General features: G+C 60.2%; 19 protein-coding genes. 10 read left to right on the plus strand and 9 right to left on the minus strand.

The window, feature by feature from the left end; all coding sequences use genetic code 11:
- Nucleotides 1-36 precede the first annotated feature (36 nt).
- The 7 genes from CLV83_RS19535 (at nucleotide 37) to CLV83_RS19565 (ending at nucleotide 7,792) form a co-directional block, all read left to right on the plus strand.
- Nucleotides 37-906, plus strand: a complete 870-nt coding sequence (locus CLV83_RS19535) for a metal ABC transporter solute-binding protein, Zn/Mn family (protein ID WP_243642449.1) — start codon at nucleotides 37-39, stop codon at nucleotides 904-906.
- Nucleotides 903-1,709 (plus strand): metal ABC transporter ATP-binding protein, encoded by an 807-nt coding sequence (locus CLV83_RS19540; protein WP_207894964.1) that lies wholly within the window; start codon nucleotides 903-905, stop codon nucleotides 1,707-1,709. Before CLV83_RS19535 ends, CLV83_RS19540 begins: the two co-directional genes overlap by 4 nt.
- Nucleotides 1,702-2,607 (plus strand): metal ABC transporter permease, encoded by a 906-nt coding sequence (locus CLV83_RS19545; protein ID WP_132296615.1) that lies wholly within the window; start codon nucleotides 1,702-1,704, stop codon nucleotides 2,605-2,607. The genes CLV83_RS19540 and CLV83_RS19545 overlap by 8 nt, the downstream gene beginning before the upstream one ends.
- Nucleotides 2,604-3,569 (plus strand): metal ABC transporter solute-binding protein, Zn/Mn family, encoded by a 966-nt coding sequence (locus tag CLV83_RS19550; RefSeq protein ID WP_132296618.1) that lies wholly within the window; start codon nucleotides 2,604-2,606, stop codon nucleotides 3,567-3,569. The genes CLV83_RS19545 and CLV83_RS19550 overlap by 4 nt, the downstream gene beginning before the upstream one ends.
- 90 nt (nucleotides 3,570-3,659) lie before the next feature.
- Nucleotides 3,660-4,199, plus strand: coding sequence for a sigma-70 family RNA polymerase sigma factor (locus tag CLV83_RS19555; protein ID WP_132296621.1), 540 nt, complete (start codon nucleotides 3,660-3,662; stop codon nucleotides 4,197-4,199).
- A gap of 89 nt (nucleotides 4,200-4,288) precedes the next feature.
- On the plus strand, nucleotides 4,289-5,260 hold the full coding sequence (locus CLV83_RS19560) for a FecR domain-containing protein (RefSeq protein WP_132296624.1): 972 nt from the start codon (nucleotides 4,289-4,291) through the stop codon (nucleotides 5,258-5,260).
- 81 nt (nucleotides 5,261-5,341) lie between these two features.
- Complete coding sequence (locus CLV83_RS19565) at nucleotides 5,342-7,792, plus strand: TonB-dependent siderophore receptor (RefSeq protein ID WP_207894965.1); 2,451 nt, start codon at nucleotides 5,342-5,344, stop codon at nucleotides 7,790-7,792.
- A gap of 501 nt (nucleotides 7,793-8,293) precedes the next feature.
- On the opposite strand, the gene CLV83_RS19570 is transcribed toward CLV83_RS19565, so the two are convergent.
- On the minus strand, nucleotides 8,294-8,803 hold the full coding sequence (locus CLV83_RS19570) for a flavodoxin (RefSeq protein ID WP_132296627.1): 510 nt from the start codon (nucleotides 8,801-8,803) through the stop codon (nucleotides 8,294-8,296).
- A 197-nt stretch (nucleotides 8,804-9,000) separates the two neighbouring features.
- On the opposite strand from CLV83_RS19570, the gene CLV83_RS19575 reads away from it, so the two are divergent.
- Nucleotides 9,001-9,456, plus strand: coding sequence for a tellurite resistance TerB family protein (locus tag CLV83_RS19575; protein ID WP_132296629.1), 456 nt, complete (start codon nucleotides 9,001-9,003; stop codon nucleotides 9,454-9,456).
- On the opposite strand, the gene CLV83_RS19580 is transcribed toward CLV83_RS19575, so the two are convergent.
- Genes CLV83_RS19580 through CLV83_RS19590 form a run of 3 tightly spaced genes read right to left on the minus strand, consistent with a single transcriptional unit; the run spans nucleotide 9,453 to nucleotide 12,716 of the window.
- Nucleotides 9,453-10,976 (minus strand): DHA2 family efflux MFS transporter permease subunit, encoded by a 1,524-nt coding sequence (locus CLV83_RS19580; protein WP_132296632.1) that lies wholly within the window; start codon nucleotides 10,974-10,976, stop codon nucleotides 9,453-9,455. The two genes, CLV83_RS19575 and CLV83_RS19580, sit on opposite strands and share 4 nt — an antisense overlap.
- Before the next feature lie 10 nt (nucleotides 10,977-10,986).
- Nucleotides 10,987-12,204, minus strand: coding sequence for an HlyD/EmrA/EmrK family protein (locus tag CLV83_RS19585; protein WP_132296635.1), 1,218 nt, complete (start codon nucleotides 12,202-12,204; stop codon nucleotides 10,987-10,989).
- Entirely contained in the window at nucleotides 12,201-12,716 is a 516-nt protein-coding gene (locus tag CLV83_RS19590; protein WP_132296638.1) for a MarR family winged helix-turn-helix transcriptional regulator, read from the minus strand. Before CLV83_RS19590 ends, CLV83_RS19585 begins: the two co-directional genes overlap by 4 nt.
- Before the next feature lie 180 nt (nucleotides 12,717-12,896).
- Here CLV83_RS19590 and CLV83_RS19595 point away from each other — a divergent pair, with 180 nt between their 5' ends.
- Complete coding sequence (locus CLV83_RS19595) at nucleotides 12,897-14,387, plus strand: FMN-binding glutamate synthase family protein (RefSeq protein WP_132296641.1); 1,491 nt, start codon at nucleotides 12,897-12,899, stop codon at nucleotides 14,385-14,387.
- Between the two features lie 79 nt (nucleotides 14,388-14,466).
- Here the strand turns inward: CLV83_RS19595 and CLV83_RS19600 are convergent, their stop codons facing one another.
- Nucleotides 14,467-14,670: a PA3496 family putative envelope integrity protein gene (locus CLV83_RS19600; RefSeq protein WP_132296644.1), complete on the minus strand. Its 204-nt coding sequence runs from the start codon at nucleotides 14,668-14,670 to the stop codon at nucleotides 14,467-14,469.
- Nucleotides 14,671-14,921: 251 nt separating this feature from the next.
- Nucleotides 14,922-15,815 carry a transcriptional regulator HexR gene (hexR, locus tag CLV83_RS19605; RefSeq protein WP_132296647.1) on the minus strand — a complete coding sequence of 298 codons (894 nt, stop codon included), beginning with the start codon at nucleotides 15,813-15,815 and terminating at the stop codon, nucleotides 14,922-14,924.
- A gap of 246 nt (nucleotides 15,816-16,061) precedes the next feature.
- Here hexR and pbpG point away from each other — a divergent pair, with 246 nt between their 5' ends.
- Nucleotides 16,062-16,979 carry a D-alanyl-D-alanine endopeptidase gene (pbpG, locus tag CLV83_RS19610; RefSeq protein WP_132296650.1) on the plus strand — a complete coding sequence of 306 codons (918 nt, stop codon included), beginning with the start codon at nucleotides 16,062-16,064 and terminating at the stop codon, nucleotides 16,977-16,979.
- Nucleotides 16,980-17,079: 100 nt separating this feature from the next.
- Here pbpG and thiC read toward each other — a convergent pair whose 3' ends face one another.
- The 3 genes from thiC to CLV83_RS19625 all read right to left on the minus strand — a co-directional run bounded on the left by thiC (nucleotide 17,080) and on the right by CLV83_RS19625 (nucleotide 20,391).
- Nucleotides 17,080-18,963, minus strand: a complete 1,884-nt coding sequence (gene thiC, locus CLV83_RS19615; protein WP_279387537.1) for a phosphomethylpyrimidine synthase ThiC — start codon at nucleotides 18,961-18,963, stop codon at nucleotides 17,080-17,082.
- A 62-nt stretch (nucleotides 18,964-19,025) separates the two neighbouring features.
- A complete protein-coding gene (gene tenA, locus CLV83_RS19620) occupies nucleotides 19,026-19,688 on the minus strand; it encodes a thiaminase II (protein WP_132296653.1) in 663 nt (220 codons plus the stop codon).
- A complete protein-coding gene (locus CLV83_RS19625) occupies nucleotides 19,675-20,391 on the minus strand; it encodes a TenA family protein (RefSeq protein ID WP_132296656.1) in 717 nt (238 codons plus the stop codon). The genes tenA and CLV83_RS19625 overlap by 14 nt, the downstream gene beginning before the upstream one ends.
- Between the last annotated feature and the right edge of the window lie 22 nt (nucleotides 20,392-20,413).

The following is a 20,413-nucleotide window of genomic DNA, read 5'->3' on the forward strand; positions in this document are numbered from 1 at the left end:
TCGGCGCTGCTCAGTTGCTTCAGTCTGGCTCTGTTCGTGAGCAGCGCCCAGGCCGATCCCCTGCGTATCGGCGTCACCCTGCATCCTTACTACAGCTATGTAGCGAATATCGTCGGCGATAAAGCCGAGGTTGTGCCGCTGATTCCCCAGGGCTTTAACCCCCATGCCTATGAACCCCGCGCCGAAGAGATCAAGCGGGTCGGCAGTCTGGATGTGGTGGTGCTTAACGGCATCGGCCATGACGATTTCGCCGAGCGGATGATCGCGGCATCGGAGAACCCCTCGCTGCCGGTGATCGAAGCGAACCGTAACGTACCGCTGTTGCCGGCGGTGGGCAGCATGTCCCAGGGGCGCAACGGCAGCGGCAAGGTGGTCAATGCGCACACCTTCCTGGCGGTGACCGGGGCGATCCGCCAGATCCAGACCATCGCTCGCGAGCTGGGTCAGCTCGACCCGGACAATGCCGACAGCTATCGCCGCAACGCCCGCGAATACTCACGCAAGCTGCGCCGGATCCGTGCCGAGGCGCTGTCCCAGCTGGCCAGCATCGATAACGTGGAGCTGCGTGTGGCCACTATCCACGGCGCCTATGACTATCTGCTGCGCGAATTCGGTCTGGAAGTCACCGCTGTGGTCGAGCCTGCCCACGGCATAGAGCCAAGCCCTGCGCAGCTGGCGCGCACCATCGATGATATCCGTCGCCTCGATGTGCAGGTGATCTTCTCCGAGCTGCATTTCCCCTCCACCTACGTCGATACCATCCGCCGCGAGACCGGCGTGCGGCTCTATCCGCTCTCTCACGTGATCTCCGGTGATTACCGTGCCGAGAAGTTCGAGCAGGAGATGGCGGAAAACTTCGCTACCGTGGTACGGGCGATTCTGGACACACGGGAGGCCGGCCAATGAATGCGATGAACGGATGGTTCAAGCGCGGTGCTGAGGCCATCGCCGCCGCTGGGCCGCAGGTGCAGTTCGATCAGGTATCGCTGCAGTACGGCCAGACCCGCGTACTTGAAAGGATCGACCTGACCCTGAGCAGCGCCGAAGTACATGCCCTGGTGGGCCCCAATGGCGGCGGTAAATCCTCGCTGGTGCGCGGCCTGCTGGGACTGGCGCCGCACCGCGGCACGATAAAGCTAGAGTGGCCGGGCAGCCCGGGCCAGATCGGCTATGTGCCCCAGGCGCTGGAGTTCGATCGCTCACTGCCGATGAGCGTGATCGACTTTCTCGCCGCGATGCAGACCCGCCGCCCGGCGTTCCTGCGCCCGGCTCGCCGTCAGCGCCAGCAGATTGTCGATGCGCTGGAGCGTGTCGGACTTGGCAGCAAGGCGGAGCGGCGCATGGGTGATCTCTCCGGCGGCGAGCGCCAGCGGGTGATGATGGCGCAGGGGCTGATGCCTGAGCCGAAACTTCTGATTCTGGATGAGCCGATGGCGGCGCTCGATGAAGCCGGTGTTGCTATCTTCGAGGCGCTGATCGGCGAGCTTAAGGCCGAGGGCGTAACCCTGCTCTGGGTCGAGCACGATCTGGCCGCGGTACGCCGGCTGGCCGATCGGGTTACCGGGCTGAATCGGCGCTTGCTGTTCAGTGGCGATCCCGCGGAGGAGCTGACGCCGGAACGGGTGCTGGATCTTTTCTCCAGCCATCCGACCCAGCGGCCCAGGAAGGTCCAGCAACGGGAAGATCAAAAGGAGGTGATCAGTGGCTGAGTTGTTTGAAGTCTTCCGCGTTACGGTCCAGAGCTGGGCCGAAGCGGGGTTGCTGCCCTCGTCGCTGGCCTACGGTTTTGCCGTTAATGCACTGCTGGCCGGGGTGATTATCGGTCCGGTGCTGGGGTTGCTCGGCACCCTGGTGGTGGTAAAGCGCCACGCCTTTTTCTCGGAAGCGGTGGGTCACTCGGCGATGACCGGTGTGGCGATCGGCATTCTGCTGGGCGAGCCCTACAGCGGCCCCTATGGCGCCCTGTTCGGTTACTGCCTGCTGTTCGGTTTGGGGCTTAACTACCTGCGCAACCGCACTGGCCTCTCGGCGGATACCCTGATCGGCGTGTTTCTCTCCATGTCGCTGGCCCTGGGGGCGGCGGTCTTGTTGGTGCTGGCTGGGCGCATCAACGTGCATATCCTGGAAAACGTGCTGTTCGGCTCGATTCTTACCGTCTCCGGCGTCGATATCGCGCTGCTGGCGGTGGTGGCGCTGCTGGTGACGGTGCCGATGGTGCTGTTCTACAACCGTTTCATGCTGGCCAGTTTCAACCCGGCACTGGCGCAGGTGCGGCAGGTGCCGGTGAAGGCGCTGGATTATCTCTTTGTGATCCTGGTGACGCTGGTCACCGTGGCCTCGGTGAAGGTGATCGGTGCAATTCTGGTCGGTGCGCTGCTGGTGATCCCCGCGGCGGCGGCGAAGATTCTCGCCACCAGCCTGTCCCGCTTTGTCGGTTTGAGCATGCTGTTCTCCCTGATCGCCACGCTGTGCGGGATCCTGATCCCCATGGAGATGGAGCTGCCGATCCCCTCGGGTGCGGCCATTATCCTGGTGGCTGGTTCTCTGTTTTTGTTGTCTGTGCTGGCGCGTTCACTGCTGCCGGGACTTCGTGGAGCGGTTACATGAAACGCCAATCTCTTATCTGTCTGTTGCTGGCGCTGTTCAGCCTGAATGTTTCTGCCGCAGAGCAGGATGAACCCCTGAGCGTGATGGTGGCGCATCCGGCGCTGCAGGCGATCAGCGAGCGGCTGGTGCAGCAGACCGGTATCCAGATCCTGCCGGTGCAGCCGGCAAAACTGCCGCCGTCCCGGTTACGCTCCTATCTGGGTGGCCGCGGCGAGGATCGCCTGGCAGAGGTTAGCCAGCAGGCCGATGCGGTGATTACCCTGGGATCGCTCTGGCAGCAGGACCCGATCTACCCCTTTGCGCGGCGCTTCAATATCCGTATCGCCGAGATAGATGCCACCGAGCCATTAGATCAGGCGCTGCCCGGTATAGCACGACTGCGGCATGAGGCACCCAGCGCGCTTTATGCGACCCTGGGGCTGGAGCCGATGCCCGCCAATGGTGAGGAGTCCGCGCCCTGGCTCTCTCCCACGGCGCTGGGCAGCATCGCCGATATCCTGGTGCATGATCTGGCGCGCTTCTCACCGGCCGATGCGCAGCAGCTGGAGACTAACCTGGCGGCGTTCAAGCGCGAGCTGATCAAGACCAAAAGCGAGGCGGACCTGGAACTGGCGCTGGCCTATAACCTGACCACCCTGTCGCTGTCGCCCCATTTCGATTACCTGGCATCGGACCTGGGGCTGGATCTGCTGGCCTCGCTTTATGCCGCACCCAATGAGTGGACGGTAGAGCGACTTTCCCAACTGGCCGACTATATCCGCGATAACGACGTGGCCGTGGTGCTGGTGGATCATCCGCTGGATGAACAGGGGCAGCAACGGCTTGAAGAGGCCGGGGCACGGGTTATCCAGCTGAATCAGCTCGAAGCGGTTTCGCGGCAGGAGATCGCCGCGCCACTGGAGGTGATCCAGGCAAATCTGGCCAAACTGGTAGAGGCTTACACGGCGGACGCCGACAGCTGAAGACAAAATCAATTAACGATATTTGTAATAATAACGATTCGCATTTAGTATCTTTGCTCATTGGAACATCGTCATATCAAGGACGCGCCGATGAGCGGGAACCATTCAAGCAGTAACTCAGGCAGCTGTGCGGCAACGAATCTCGGCAGCATGTACGCCGAGCACAGCAGTTGGCTGCGCAGCTGGCTGTATAAAAAACTCGGTTGCAGCAGCCAGGCGGCGGATATCGCCCAGGATGCCTTCGTACGTCTGCTCCAGGTGCGCGAGAAAGAGGGCGTGCTGCCGGAAATTCAGCAGCCGCGCGCTTACCTGACCCGGGTGGCGGGGCGGCTGGTGCATGATCACTTTCGGCGTCAGTCGCTGGAGCGTGCCTATCTGGAGGCGCTGGCGCAGATTCCGGAGGATCTGGCCTGTTCCGAGCTGGACCGGTTGCTGCTGCGCGACGCGCTGGAAGAGCTGGACCGGATGCTCGATAGCCTGAAGCCGGCGGTTAAAACGGCGTTCCTTCTGTCTCAGCTTGAGGGGCTCACCTACGCCCAGATCGGCGAGCGTCTGTCGGTGACCGAGCGCTCGGTAAAGCGCTATATGGCGCAGGCGTTCGAGCACTGCCTGCTGACTATTTCGCTGTAAGCATCTCGTTATAAGCATCTCGTTATAAGTATCCGCTCATATGCACCTCCCTCTGACTGTGACCCTATGAATCCGGGCTGACGATAGATATGACCGTTTCCAACCAAGAACCTGAACGTATCGCAATCAGACAGGCGGCGCGCTGGCTGACAGAGCTGCATGACGAGGGGCTGGATGCGGCCGGCGAGGCGGAACTGGAGCGCTGGCGTAGCGCCTGTGCCGAGAACGAGGCCGCCTGGCAGAAGGCGCTGCATCTGCAGGCACAGTTTGAACGCGTTCCCGCGGATATCGGCCACAAAACCCTGAACCGGCGCCCGGATGCGGGACGACGCGCACTGCTGCGTTCCCTGGCGGTGGCGGCGGTTGTGCTGCCCAGTGGTTATCTGGGCCTGACTCAGGAGCCCTGGAAAGAGTGGCTGGCGGATTACCACACCCAGGTGGGCGAGCAGCGCCGGGTGGCGCTGGCCGACGGCGGCTTTGTTCTGCTCAACACGGATACCCGCATCGATCTGGCCAGCGACCGGGATAAACAGCTGATCCGTCACTACAGCGGCGAGATTCTGGTGCAGAGCAGTGCCGAACTGGGCAGCAATGCCAGCACGCCACTGCGTGTGGCTACCGAACAGGGCGAGCTGGAAACCCGAAACGCCCGCTTCCTGGTTAAGCAGGAGCCGGATAAGGATCAGGCGCGGCTGGCGGTGCTGGATGGCAGCGTCCGGGTGCGTAACCGCTCCGGTCGCTATCAGGAGATTAACGCCGGCAGCACGGCACGACTGTTCGCTGGCCAGGCCTATGACCTGCGCCCGGTGGGGGAGCGGCAGCTGGATAGCTGGAGCCAGGGGGTGATTCTCGCCAGTGAGATGCCGCTGAAACAGTTTCTCGCAGAGCTTAGCCGCTACCGCAACGGTTGGCTGCGCTGCGATCCGGCGGTGGCGGACCTGCGCATCAGCGGGGTTTTCCAGTTGCGCGATATAGAAGTGATCCTCGATGGCCTGCCGGTTACGCTGCCGGTGCGGGTCAATCGCCGTACCGATTACTGGGTAACTGTGGCCCCGGCTTAGGTAAGAATGAGTATTGTCCCCTTGGGGCAGCCCCATCCGTCATAGGCATAGACAGATTTAAAAAAACGAAGGTTCTATGCCATGACTAACTCATCCAACAAAGCGCGCCGCCTGCGTGCTTGCTCCGCTTATCCGGGTATGCGCAACGCCCTGTTTGTCTCCATGCTGGCGCTGGGTGCAGTCAGCGCGCCGGTGTCTGTGGCCGCTGCGGAAATCACCAGCCCGGTCAGCTACAACATTCCCTCGGGTTCTCTGGATCGGGTGCTGAGCCGGTTTGCGACCTCCACCGGGATGACACTGCAGTTTAATCCCAGCCTGACTCAGGGCTTGCAAAGCGCCGGGCTGCAGGGCAGCTATTCACCGGAGCAGGGGCTGGACCAGCTGCTCAGTGGTACCGGGCTGATGGCCACCCGCAGGGCGCCGGGAGTGTATATCCTGGAAAAGATCGCCGCCGGTGATGAGATGGTGATGGGCCCGATCCGTATCGGCGCGGAATCACTGGCATCGACCCAGGATGGGATAGGCACAGTCACCGAGGGTTCCGGCAGCTATAAAACCGAGGCGATGGGAACGGCAACCCGTCTGAGCCTGAGTGAGAAGGAAACCCCGCAGTCGGTTACCGTGGTCAGCCGCCAACTGATCGACGATATGGGTCTCGAGACAATTACCGATGTGGTTAACCACGTGCCGGGCGTAACCGCACGCTCCTACGATGGACGCGGCGCCGGCTTTTCCGCCCGTGGTTTCGATATCGACAACCTGCAGGTGGATGGCGTGCCGACCACCTGGACCGCCGGCTGGTCCGCCGGTGAAACCCGCGCCAATACCCTGCTGTATGACCGCGTCGAGGTGGTACGTGGCGCCTCCGGCCTGGTTTCCGGTGCCGGCAACCCGGCAGCGGCGATCAACCTGGTACGCAAGCGGGCCAACAGCAAGGAGTTTACCGGCAAGACCTCCATCAGCGGCAGCCGCTGGGATACCTATAGCGGCAGCTTCGACGTTTCCGGCGGGTTGAATGAGACTGGCTCACTGCGTGGCCGTGTGGTGGGCAGCTTCCAGCAGGGCGACTCCTTTATGGATCTGGCCAGTGACGAGGAGACGCTGTTCCTGGGGACCATCGGCGCCGATTTGACCCCAAATACCGAGTTCAACGCTGGCGTCAGCTACCAGCAGAACAAACCGGAAGGCAGCGCCTGGGGTGGTTTGCCCACCTGGTTCAGCGATGGCAGTAAGACCGACTGGGATCGGTCCAAAACCACGGCGGCGGACTGGAGCGAGTGGAGCTCCAAGAACACCAACTACTACGCCAACCTGGAGCACCGTTTCGATTCCGGCGTACGCCTCTATGGTGCGCTGAGCCGCAGCGTCAGCGATGCTGACCTGCGCCTGATCTATCTCTACGGCTCGCCGGACAAAACGACGGGCCTGGGGATGGGGGCCAGCCCCTCCTGGTACGACGTGGAACGTACCCAGGATAACGTCGACCTCTATGCGTCGATCCCCTTTGATACCGCAGAGCAGTCCCATGAGCTGGTGGTGGGTGTGATGCACAGCGAACAGGAGCTGACCACCTACCGTCGCGCCGCCCTGTCACTGGACGACGTGGGTAACTTCTACGATTGGGACGGCTCCTTCGCGGAACCCGAGTGGGGTGAGAAAGCCCTCAATTCCAAAGAGCGCACCACCCAGTTGGGCGGTTACGCGGTGGCAAGGTTGAGCCTGGCCGATCCGCTGAAACTGATCATCGGCAGCCGTATCACCGACTGGAAGAAAGAGGGGATGAGCGTCGGCGATCCGATCGAACATGATGGCGTGGTCACTCCCTACGCCGGGCTGATCTATGATATCAACGATACCTACTCCACCTATGTCAGCTACACCGATATCTTCAACCCGCAGAACCAGAAAGACCGCAACGGCAACTACCTGGACCCGCTGGAGGGCAAGAACTACGAAGCCGGTCTGAAAGCCAGCTTCCTGCAGGATCGTCTGGACGCCTCGCTGGCGGTCTATCGCATCGAGCAGGACAACCTGGCGCAGACCGATGACGGCTACTTTGTACCGGGCACCACCGACAGCGCCTATTACGCCGCCCAGGGCACCGTCAGCGAGGGTTACGAGATCCAGGTGACCGGTGCGATCACCGATAACTGGAACCTGACCGCCGGCTGGTCCGAATTCAGCGCCAAGGATGCCAACGGCGATGCGGTCAACACCCGCCACGCCCGTCGCACCGCCAGCCTGTTCACCACCTACAACCGTGATAAATGGACCCTGGGTGGCGGCATCAACTGGCAGAGCGAGTCCTATACCTTGGCGACCAACCCGGCCGGCGACGCCGACAAGATCAAGCAGGGCGCCTACACCCTGGTGAATCTGATGGGGCGTTATCAGTTCAGCCCGAACCTGTCGGCCCAGCTGAATATCGATAACCTGTTCGATGAGGAGTACTACTCCAACGTGGGTTTCTATAACCAGCTGGCCTATGGCGAGCCGCGTAACGCCAAGATCTCGCTGACCTATAAGTTCTGATCTGGCTAACCCGGCTGGCTGGCCGGGCTTATTTGGAGGAGGCTTTGCCTCATGTGCTCCTAAGGGAGCCGGGGCGAATCTACCGGTTCATGCTCGGATAATTCCCATCCGTTTCTTTGTCGAGGCCGGTTTCGCCTGCTGGCGAGCCAAGGGATTTTGCGGAAAATCCCTTGGCAATCCCTAGCCGCCCCTGCGGCTTGGTCGGCTGCGCCGACTGCCCTGTGCTTCTCGTCTGAAAGAGCGGGAAAGGAAACTCGCAGCGTTGCTGCTCAAACAGCCTTTCCCTTATTTCTCTTTCAGCCTGCGATGCTCGGCTACGCCGAAGGGGATCGACGGATGCGCTCAGACGGCTAGGAGACATTGAGCCTTGTTAACCGTTTGACACAAGAAGGTCTTCGTTTTGATTAGACGATCACCACCTCTATAAAAGGTGCTTGGATAACGACCATAAAAAAAGAGGTGCGCAATGGCACCTCTTTTTCGTTAACCGGGGCTGACTTATCAGGCCGCCTGCAGCATTTCCCGCTTTAGCTGCTCGCACCAGGTGGCGATGCGTTCATCGGTCATATCGCGCTGGGAGTCTTCATCCAGGGCCAGGCCGACGAAATATTTGCCGTCCGGGGTCAGCGCCTTGGATTCGTCGAACTCGTAGCCTTCAACCGGCCAGTGGCCGATAACGCTGGCGCCGCGGGCGACCACTTGGTCGTGCAGCATGCCCATGGCATCGAGGAACCATTCGGCGTAGCCGTACTGATCGCCGAGGCCGACGAATGCGCAGACTTTGCCGCTCAGGTCGAAGAACTCGAAGGTTTCCCAAAGCTCGAGCCAGTCTTCCTGAACTTCGCCGTAATCCCAGGTGGGGATGGCAAAAATGATCTGGTCATACTCTTCGGTAATTTCCAGTCCGATCTCCTGGACGTCGAACAGATCGCCTTCGCCCAGCTGCTGCTGAATTTTAACGGCCACGTCGGAAGTGTTACCGGTGGTTGAGCCATACAGTATTGCCAGCATCTCTATCCTCCTTCTCCATCTATGAGAATGAAAATAATTATTAATTAGATTACTGGCAAGTGTATCAGTTTTTTAAGGGTATAACCTAGTATTAGAGTCGGTTATTTTTAGAATAAGCTGTTGCGCCGTTCCGGGAGGCTCTCTATGAACTTTCCGTCGCGATACCGGGTCTACTTTTGGCGACAGGGAGAAATACTATGTTCAACAAAATTAAAGCCGCGCTGGAAGATCTGTTCGAGACGGACAGGGTCGCCGGGGCGGAAGACAGTCAGGAAACCTTTGCACTCACCGCCGCAGCGCTGATGGTTGAGGTGATCGCCGCAGATTATGAGCGCAAGCCGGAAGAGCGCGAGGCGCTGCTGGCGGTGGTGCGCGACAGCTTTGGCCTGGATCCGGCCGCGGCGGAAGCGCTGCTGGAGAAGGCGGAAGAGAAGCATCATCAGTCCACCGATTATTTCCGCTTCACCTCGGAGATCAACCGCATCTGCTCCCAGGAGGAGAAAGTCCGCCTGATCGAAAATCTCTGGCGCGTCGCCTATTCCGATGGCGAACTTCAGGATGTTGAGGATCATGTGATCCGCCGCATCGCCGACCTGATCCATGTTCCCCACATGGAGTTCATCGCCGCCAAGCACCGGGTACAGGCCTCTTAAGCCTTCGCCTCTGCCTTACGTCCGAAGAAAGGTGGTTTGGTAATCCAGATCACCGTAATCAGCGCGATAAATATCCATCCCAGCAGGGTCATGATTTCGGTAAACGAGATCATGAACGCCTGGCTGGTGATCACCTCATTGATCCGCGCATAATTCTGCACCGAATCGCCTCCCAGCAGGTTCAGATACTCCCGGGTTTGCTGGCTGTATGCAGTGACATGCTCAGTCAGCAGGGCGTGCTGTACCGAGGCCTCCCGGTGCCACCACCAGGTGGTCAGCGATGAGGCGAAGCTGCCGCCCAGGACTCGCAGGAAGGTAGCCAGACCTGAGCCATCGGCGATCTCGTTGGGCGCCAGGCTCGACAGCAGGATGGTCGTGGCCGGCATGAAGAACAGAGCGACCCCCAGACCCATCGCCAGCTGCACCAAGGCGACATGCTCGAAATCCACGAAGATATTGAAGCCCGCGCGCAGGAAGCAGGTGGCGCCCATGGTCATAAAGGCGATGGTGGCGAGCATACGCATATCCACGTGATGGCCGAAGCGACCAACGATCGGTGACAGAAACAGCGGTATCAGGCCGATAGGCGCTGCGGCGAGCCCCGCCCAGATCGGTGTGTAGTCCAGCCTTGTCTGCAACCAGACCGGCAACAGCAGGTTGATAGAGAAGAAAGCTGCAAACGCCAGCACCAATGCCAGGGTGCCAAAGGTGAAGTTGCGGTAGCGGAACAGGCGCAGGTTGATCACCGGGTGCTCTTCGGTCAGTTCCCAGATCACCAGCGCGATCAGAGATACCACCGCAATGGCAGCGCCGTAGAGAATGAAGCTGGACTCGAACCAGTCCAGGTCATTGCCCTTGTCGAGCACCACCTGCAGCGTACCCACGCCCAAGACCAGCAGCCCCAGGCCGACGTAATCGATCGGCTGGCGCACGGTTTGCTCGGGGCGATCCTTCATCTGGTTCCAGACCACGGCGGCGGCAAAGGCGCCGATCGGCAGGTTGATAAAGAAGATCCAGGGCCAGGAGAAGTTATCCGTCAGCCAGCCGCCGGCGATGGGGCCGGTGATCGGCGCCACCACGGCCACCATCGCCAGCAGCGCCAGCGCCATACCGCGCCTTGCCGGTGGATAGATGGCGATCAGCAGGGTCTGGGTGATCGGGTAGAGCGGACCGGCCACAAACCCCTGCAGGGCGCGAAAGGCCACCAGCTCCGGCATGGAACTGGCGATACCGCAGAGCAGGGAGGAGGCCATGAACAGCACCACCGCCAGCATATACAGGCGGACCTCGCCGATACGCCGCGCCATCCAGCCGGTGATCGGCAGGGCGATGGCGTTGGCGACGGCGAATGAGGTGATCACCCAGGTGCCCTGTTCGGAGCTGGCGCCCAGGTTACCGGCGATGGAGGGCAGCGCCACGTTGGCGATGGTGGTATCCAGCACCTGCATGAAGGTGCCCAGTGCCAGCGCTATGGTCGCAAGTACCCGGCTCTTCGGCGTGAATTGGGCCGCTTCACTCATGGTTCAACTCTCATGGTTCAACTTTGGCGATTGAGGCGTGGATGTCGCCCGCAGCGTTGGCAGCGATCACCTGATGTACCAGGGCGTCGGCATCGGCGAGCAGGCTGTCGTAGATATCCGTGCTGTAGCGGGCTTCTTTATGCGGCTGCTGCGGCAGAGTATCGCCCTGCTGCTGATGCAGGTCGACGCTCACCTGGGTGGAGAGCCCGATCCGCAGCGGATGGCTCTGCAGCTCCTGAGGGTCCAGCTGGATCCGCACCGGCACACGCTGGACGATCTTGATCCAGTTACCGCTGGCGTTCTGTGCCGGCAGCAGTGAAAAGGCGCTGCCGGTGCCCATGCCCAGGCTTTCGATCTGGCCGTGGTAGGTGACATCGTCGCCGTACAGGTCGGCGTGGACCTCCACCGGCTGGCCGATGCGCATCTGGCCAAGCTGGGTTTCCTTGAAGTTGGCGTCGATCCAGACCTGGTCCAGCGGGATCACCGCCATCAGCGGCTCGCCGGAAGCGATATGGGCGCCCGGGTGGACGCTGCGCTTGGCGACATAGCCGCTGACCGGCGCCTGGATGGTAGCGCGAGCGTGGTTGATGTAGGCCTTGCGCAGGGTGGCGGCGGCGGCTTTGACCTCAGGGTGGCTATCCAGTGTTGTGCCTTCAACCAGCGCCAGGGTGCTGTTGAGCTGCTGCTTGGCACTGGTCAGCGCGTTTTCTGCCGATTCCAGGGTGTCACGGGCGTGGGTGACCTCTTCCCGGGCCACGGCACCGCTGCGGCCGAGCTCGACACGGCGCTGGTAATCGTCACGGGCCTGTTTCACGTCCAGTTCTCGGGTGGAAACCTGGGCGCGGTAGTGGCTCACATCGGCATAGAGGCCACGTACGCGACGTACCGTGGCGGCGAGATCGGCTTGGGCTTCCTCCAGCGCGACTTCGGTATCGCTGGGATCAAGCTGAACCAGCGTCTGCCCCTGCTCGACATAATCGCCATCGTCCACGTTGATACGGGTGACGGTGCCGGCGATGCCAGCGGCGATCTGCACCTGGTTACCATCGACATAGGCGTCTTCGGTGTCTTCGAAGTGACGGCCGTAAAGTTCGTAATAGGCGAAGGAGGTGGAGGCAACACCGAGCACGGCCAGGGCCAGTGCGCCCAGCAGCAGCTTACGGCGTGAGCGCCGGCTGCCTGTGCTGGCTTCGGTGGCGCTGGTTTCTTTGTCTGTTGGATTACTCATTTGGACTCTCTATCTGTTTCTGCCTGTTTGCCGGCGTTAGCGAGGGTGCCGCAGCAGCTCTCCTGCAGCAGGCCGGGGGCATCGAGTATCTTGCGCATCAGCCTCTCCAGTTCGCTCAGCTCGTCGCTTTCCAGGTCGCCGGTCAGCTCATTCAGCAGGTCGGCGGCGATGGTGCGGATCTTCTGGTAGAGAGCGATCCCCTCGTCGGTGGGCTGCACACGGATCTGGCGGCGGTCTTCGGGATTACGCTCGCGACATAGCAGATTGCGTTGTTCCAGCTTGTCCAGCATGCGGGTCATGGCGCCGGCATCGATCGACAGGGCCTGACTCAGCGCCGACGGTGTATTGGCGATTTCACCGACCACCAGACGCAGCACCCGGTACTGGGCGCCGCTGATATTGAACGGCTGCAGGTGCTTCTCCAGCAGCCGATCCTTGTGCTGATTCAGCAGGTGGATCAGGTGAGCGATATTGAGATGCGTCGGCACGTTGTCTTCGGTGTAGTGAATCATGGCTCTGGCTGTTGTTAGCGGGACATGTAGCGGGAAGGTTTAATTGCTTAGGCAAGTAATCTAACATTGTTTGCTAGGGCAAGTAAATATCCGAGTTGGTTTGTCGGTTTTTTGCCGGCTGTGCTCGGGGTGGCTGGATCGGGTAGGATAGGCGCGAATAGACTGCAGGGATTCATCTCTATGAACGATACGATCTCGTCCCTGGCGATCAACTTTATCGCCGTTATTGGACTGCTGTTGCTGTTGGTGATTCTGGGCGCGGTGGTTGCCGCTATCGTCATGTACCAGGTCGACAAGCGTCAGACAGTGCATACCATCCGTCGTAACTACCCGCTGCTCGGGCGTTTCCGCTATCTCTTCGAGGAGCTGGGCGAGTTCTTCCGGCAGTATTTCTTTGCCATGGATCGGGAGGAGATGCCGTTCAACCGGGCGCAGCGTTCCTGGGTTTACCGGGCCGCCAAGAACATCGATAACACCGTGGCATTCGGTTCCACTCGAGATCTGCGCCGCCCCGGTACCTACTACTTTCTTAACTGCCCGTTTCCGACCCTGAGCGAGGACGCGGTGACAACCCAGTCGATGCGGATCGGGCCCTACTGCCGTGAGCCCTATGACGCGCCGTCATTTCTGAATATCTCCGGCATGAGCTTTGGTGCGCTGTCGCGACCGGCGGTGCGGGCGCTGTCCAACGGTGCGAAAAAGGCGGGCTGCTGGATGAATACCGGTGAGGGCGGACTTTCGCCTTATCACCTGGAGGGTGGCTGCGACATCGTTTACCAGATAGGCACCGCCAAGTACGGCCTGCGTGATGAACATGGCAAGCTGGATGACGCCAAGCTGATCCGCGCCGCGGCGATTCCGCAGGTGCGGATGTTCGAGATCAAGCTGAGTCAGGGTGCCAAGCCCGGCAAGGGCGGTATTCTGCCGGGCGACAAGGTGAATGAAGAGATCGCCGAGATCCGAGGTATACCGGTGGGACAGGCGTCGATCAGCCCGAACCGCCACCCGGAGATCGCTTCCATCGACGATCTGCTCGACTTTATCCATCACGTGCGCGAAGTCTCCGGCAAGCCGGTGGGGTTCAAGATGGTGTTGGGCACCACCAGCTGGCTGGACAGCTTCTGTGAGGCGGTGAACAAGCGCGGCAGCGACAGTGCACCGGACTTTATCACCCTGGATAGCGCCGATGGCGGTACAGGCGCGGCGCCGCTGCCGCTGATCGACAGCGTCGGTCTGCCGTTGAAGGAGAGCCTGCCGGTACTGGTGAACAAGCTGACCCAGCATGGCCTGCGCAACCGGGTGCGGATTATCGCTTCAGGCAAGCTGATCAACCCCACGGATGTGGCGGCGGCGATCTGCATGGGCGCAGACTTTGTCGTCACCGCGCGCGGCTTCATGTTCGCGCTGGGCTGTATTCAGGCGCTGCAGTGCAACAAGAATACCTGTCCGACCGGGATCACCACCCACGATCCTAAACTTCAGCAGGGGCTGGTGCCCGAGGTGAAGTCGGAGCGTGTGGCGCACTTCCACCACAACCTCGTGCATGAGGTAGAGACGATTGCCCACTCCTGTGGCGTGGCCGAGCCGCGCCAGCTGCGTCGCGAGCACGCGGCGATGGTAGTGGATGGCGGCAGTTCAGTACCGCTCAATATCCTCTATCCCGACGACTGATTCCTGGAATCAGTTCGGCGCGACGACCGCCTGAAAACGCGAAAGGCCAGCACGTTGATGCTGGCCTTTCTGTATCTGGCTATTTTTCGTCGTCGAACCAGGAATCCTCGTCGATAAAGGTCGAGAGCTCCTTCTCCTCCCGGTGGCGCTCTATGGCACGGCGCGCATCGAGAAGTCGCTTGGATGCGTGTTGCTTGCGGCGGTTCTTCTCCTCGACATCGTAGCTGACAAGGATATCGAACACTTCGGTCTGAATTTCGTTCAGTTCCTGCTCTTTCAGCATAATACCTGCTCCGATCAACCAGTCTGAGCGGCGACCAACAGGGCGTTCCCTTCAGGGCGTTCTATTCCCCGCTGGTTCCCGCGAAGACAAACGACATTTCTGTTTTACCGCAACACTGTTCAGATTTCAAACAGAGAGGGTTGGCAGTGAGGATGCTAGTGGTGGGCTGTTGCAGGGAAGTGACAGGGGCCGTGACAGGAGTGATAGACAGGAGCGATAGATAGAAGGGGGAGACAGGGCGGTTCGCCCTGTCAGTCGTTATCGGTGTCGCCGGGACGGCGCGTCGGCAGGCGTTTATCGTTCTGACGCAGGCTGCGCAGGCTGCGTTTGATCGTCTTCAGATGGTCAAACAGGCTCGGGCCCAGTTTCATTGCCACGCCGACCGCCAATACATCGATCACCACCAGGTGGACAACACGGGAGGACATCAGGGTGCTTAGATCCTTGTCCTCTTCCACATCGATATGGATCGGGATGGTAGCCAGGTCCGCCAGCGGTGTACCGCCGGGGCAGAGCGCAATTACAGTGGCGCCGGTATCGCGAACCAGGCGCACGGTGTGCAACAGATCCTTGGTGCGTCCGGTCTGGGAGATCGCTACAACCACGTCGCCTTCGCCAAGGGTAACGGCTGAGATGGTCTGCATATGCGGGTCAGAGTAGGCCGCCGCAGACACCATGAGGCGGTAGAATTTGTGCTGGGCGTCGGCGCAGACCGGAGCCGAGGCACCGAAACCGTAAAACTCCACGCGTTTGGCCTTGGCCAGGGCGTCGATCGCCTCTTCCAGTGTGGTCGGGTCCAGTTGCTCGCGGATATTGATCAGGTTGCCGATCATCGAGTCGAAGATCTTCTGCTTGAACTCGATCACCGTATCGGTGGAGTTCAGCGCGAACTGCTCAAAGCTGGTATTGCTGGCCAGCCCCTGCGCCAGGGTCAGTTTGAAGTCCTGAAAGCCGTCATAATCCAGGGCGCGACAGAAACGCACCACCGTGGGCTCGCTGACACTGGCTTCCGAGGCCAGATCGACGATACGCATGTGGATAACTTCGCTGGCGTTGGCCAGCACATAGTCCGCCACTTTCTGCTCTGATTTGCGCAGTCGTGGGCGGGCGTCGGCGATCGATTTGAGCAGATTGAAGGAGTTCAATGTCTTTCCCTGCCGGATCAGAAAGTTGCGTTGCAATTGAGTATAACAAGGCTGTTTGGCCTCGCCTAACTTTCTGCTTAATTAGCTAAATGTTTGAGGCATAAAGGTTTTAAAGGATAACCCGGATCACATTGCCGGGGGAGTGTGCGAAGGTAATGGGTTGCTTTATACTTTCGTTCGATAGGCCGGAGTCTTTAGGGGCGTTTACCGGCAATGCGTGACCGATCCACCAAACAAGACCGAATCATGTTGTATCGTATTCGACTGACACTGACATTTATCCTTCTTCTCTGGTCTGGCCTGGTTTCCGCCCGGCAGGCACCGGACGCGGCCAACCTGCAACTGGCGTCCGTCAACGCCCTGGTCGTTAATCTGGATACCGGCCGGGTGCTCTACCAGAAAAATCCCGATGCCGTGGTACCTATCGCTTCCGTCAGCAAACTGATGACGGCGCTGGTCACCCTGGAGGCGGACCAGCCGATGGATGAGCCGATTCCGATTCAGGTACGTGACTCTATACAGATGCAGAATGTGATCTCACGCATCCGCATCGGCAGCGAACTCCCCCGCGAGGATGTGCTGCAACTGGCGATCATGTCCTCGGAAAACCGTGCTGCCACGGCCCTGGCCCACGCTTATCCCGGTGGTTACTTCGCCTTTGTCCGGGCGATGAATCTCAAGGCGGAGGAGCTGGGTATGAACAGCACCCGCTTTGTCGAGCCGACGGGCCTTTCGTACTTCAATGTCTCCACTGCCAGTGATCTGGTAAAGCTGGTCCGGGCTGCGCGCAAGCATCCGGAAATCCGCAATATGACTACCAGCTCGAAGATGGATGCGCGTTTCCGCAAGCCACGCTATGTGCTGGCGTTCTATAACACCAACCGCCTGGTAAACAGCGATAGCTGGGATATCGAGCTGAGCAAGACCGGCTATAACGACGCTGCCGGACGCTGCCTGGTGATGGTCAGCCAGATTGAGGGCGACGATGTCGCCATGGTATTCCTGGACTCCTTCGGCAAACGCTCGCACCTCGGAGATGCCATTCGAGTAAAACGCTGGCTGGAAACCGGCGACGGTGGCGATGTGCCCAGAGCGGCTGCCCGTTACGAGCGGGACAAGAACAAGGTAGGGCGCAGAACCCTGCTGGCGGAAAAGAACCGCTAAGCTGTGCAGGCTTAACTAAAAATGCCCCGGACCGAAAGGCCGGGGCATTTTTAATGCCTGGTTCTTTTTAATGCATAGTTCTTTTTAATGTTGAGTCGCGTCAGACCTTTGAGTAGATCTGCGCACCGGCGTCACGAAACTCTTCCGATTTCTCCCGCATACCCAGGTCGGCCTGGGCATTGATCGCCGCGACCTGGGTCTCGTCCAGCTCACGGACCTCCTGGGAGATCTTCATGGAGCAGAACTTGGGTCCGCACATGGAGCAGAAGTGCGCCACCTTGGCGGACTCCTTCGGCAGGGTTTCATCGTGATAGGCGCGGGCGGTGTCCGGATCGAGACCGATATTGAACTGGTCTTCCCAGCGGAACTCGAAACGCGCCTTGGACATGGCGTTGTCGCGGATCTGCGCACCCGGATGGCCTTTGGCCAGGTCCGCGGCGTGAGCGGCGATCTTGTAGGTGATGATGCCGGTCTTTACGTCATCCTTGTTGGGCAGACCCAGGTGCTCTTTCGGCGTTACGTAGCAGAGCATGGCGCAGCCGTACCAACCGATCATCGCGGCGCCGATGCCGGAGGTGATGTGGTCGTAGCCCGGTGCGATATCGGTGGTCAGCGGCCCGAGCGTATAGAAGGGCGCTTCGTCACACTCGCTGAGCTGCTTGTCCATGTTCTCCTTGATCATATGCATCGGCACATGACCGGGGCCTTCGATCATCACCTGCACATCGTGCTGCCAGGCGATCTTGGTCAGTTCGCCCAGTGTTTCCAGTTCGGCGAACTGGGCTTCGTCGTTGGCGTCGTAAACCGAGCCTGGACGCAGGCCGTCTCCGAGTGAAAACGCCACGTCGTAGGCCTTGCAGATCTCGCAGATCTCTTCGAAGTGGGTGTAGAGGAAGTTCTCTTGGTGATGCGCCAGGCACCATTTCGCCATGATCGAGCCGCCGCGGGAGACGATGCCGGTCATCCGCTTGGCGGTCATCGGCACGTAGCGCAGCAGAACCCCGGCGTGGATGGTGAAGTAATCCACGCCCTGTTCCGCCTGCTCGATCAGGGTGTCGCGGAACACCTCCCAGTTCAGGTCTTCGGCCACGCCGTTAACCTTCTCCAGCGCCTGGTAGATCGGCACGGTACCGATCGGCACCGGGGAGTTGCGCAGGATCCACTCGCGGGTTTCATGGATGTTCTTGCCGGTGGAGAGATCCATGATGGTGTCGGCGCCCCAGCGGGTGCCCCAGGTCATCTTCTCCACTTCCTCTTCGATGGAGGAGGAGAGCGCCGAGTTACCGATATTGCCGTTGATCTTCACCAGGAAGTTACGGCCGATGATCATCGGCTCCAGTTCCGGGTGGTTGATATTGCAGGGGATGATCGCGCGGCCGGCGGCGACCTCATCGCGCACGAACTCCGGCGTGATCTCGGATGGCAGGTTGGCGCCGAAGTTATGCCCCGGATGCTGCTGGGCAATGCTGCCTTCGGCCTGTGCCTTGGCCAGCTTCATGTTCTCGCGGATGGCGATGAACTCCATTTCCGGCGTGATGATCCCCTGGCGCGCATAGTGCAGCTGGGTGACATTCTTGCCGTCCTGGGCTCTACGCGGCTTGCGGGTCAGCTCGAAGCGCAGCTCGTCGAGGCGCAGATCAGCAGCTCGGGCACGACCGTACTCGCTGGTTAGCTCGTCGAGCAGTTCGGTATCGTCGCGCTCCAGAATCCACTGCTCACGTAGCGGGCTCAGCCCTTTACGCACGTCGATATCGGCAGCGGGGTCGGTGTAGGCGCCGGAGGTGTCATAGACGTAGAGCGGCTCGTTCTTCTCGCCGCCAAAGGCGGTGGGGGTGTCGTCCAGGCTTATTTCACGCATGGGCACGCGGATATCCGGGCGGCTGCCCTCCACGTAGACTTTGCGCGATTTTGGAAACGGCTGTACCGAGTTGGTATCGACACGGGCGCTTTGATTGAGTGGCAGTTCACTGCTTTGCTGGGTCACTTTTTTATCCTTATGTGCGCTTATGCGTGCTTATCTGTGCTGATTTGAGCGACAGGCGATCATTATTCGGTCAGGTCGAGGCCCATCTGCCAGAAGCTGACCTCCATCCGGGTGGCGGTACGAAAGCGGTTCTGTAGCTGGCGCAGGCGCGGTTCAGGCAGGTCGGCGCCGAGTTTTTCCAGCAGCTCCAATTCGGTCTGTGCCGCCTCGCGGTACTCCTCGCTCAAGTACATCTCGATCCAGTCGTTGTAGGGGTTGCCCTCACGTACCGTATCGGGCTGCGCGGCAAGCCACTGGGCGATCTCGGCGTAACCGAGAATGCAAGGCGCCAGGGTTACATGCAGGTCGAGCAGGTCACCGGCCATACCGGTATCGAGCACATAGCGTGTGTAGGCCACGGTGGCGGCGGCTTCCGGCAGGTGATTCAAGGTTTTCTCATCGATGCCCCAGTCGCGGCAGTACTGCACATGCATGCCGATCTCGGTATCGAGCATGGCGTTCAAACCCGCCTGGGCGTAGCGCATGGAATCCAGGTCATCGCTTTTGTAGATCGCCAGGCCCCAGGCGCGGCTGAACTGGATCAGAAACAGGTAGTCCTGCTTCAGGTAGTGCTGGAAACATTCCCTTGGCAATGTTCCCTGGCCCAGCTGACGTACGAAGTCATGCTCGATGTACTGGCGCCACTCCTCGCTGCAGCCGGCTTTAAGTGATTCAAACAGGAACATGGGGCACCTCCTTGGCGTTAATCGATGTGGGATCCAGGCTGGCACTGAAGAACTGGTGCTCCAGCCTGGTCATGCGGCAGAACAGTTCGGCGAGCTGCTCCAGTGTTTCACTGTCGCGGTTGGCAAAGCTGTCTACCTGGCTGCGCAGCCAGGCGACGAACTGCTCAAACTCGGGCAATACGTGGATATCGATCCACTCCTGCAGGTAGAAACGGCTGCCACGGGGTTTCGCTGCCTGGGTTTTGGACCAGCTTAGATAGGACCACTCGGCCACGCAGAGGCAGATAATCGCCTGCTCGTAGCTCTGCTCAGAGGCTTGCATGGTATCGATGATCGCCTGGCTGACCGGATGCAGCTCCGGGTTCAGATATTGCTCTTCAGACAGGCCCAGCGCTTCGAAGGAGCGCAGGAAGTAGGTGTTCTCGTCACTGGTCAGCGCAGCGAGAAATCCCGCAAGCACGGTTTTCGGCGGCATCGCCGGCGCATTGGCGATGGTGCGCGCCACCAGGTTTACCAGGGTGTCGATAAAGGCGTAGTCCTGCACCAGGTAGCGGGCGTACATCTCAGCGTCGAGCTGGTCGTTGCCCAGCGCCTCGGTGAACGGATGGCTAACCGCCTGTTGCCAGTCGCTGCCGGCATAGCCGCGCAGCTGCTCACTCAGTGGCAGGGATGGATGTTGCTTTTGGTAATCGCTGAAGCTCATTTGCGCCTCCTCAAAACACGTA

The organism is Marinobacterium mangrovicola (assembly GCF_004339595.1).
GTDB classification, from domain to species: Bacteria; Pseudomonadota; Gammaproteobacteria; order Pseudomonadales; family Balneatricaceae; genus Marinobacterium_D; species Marinobacterium_D mangrovicola.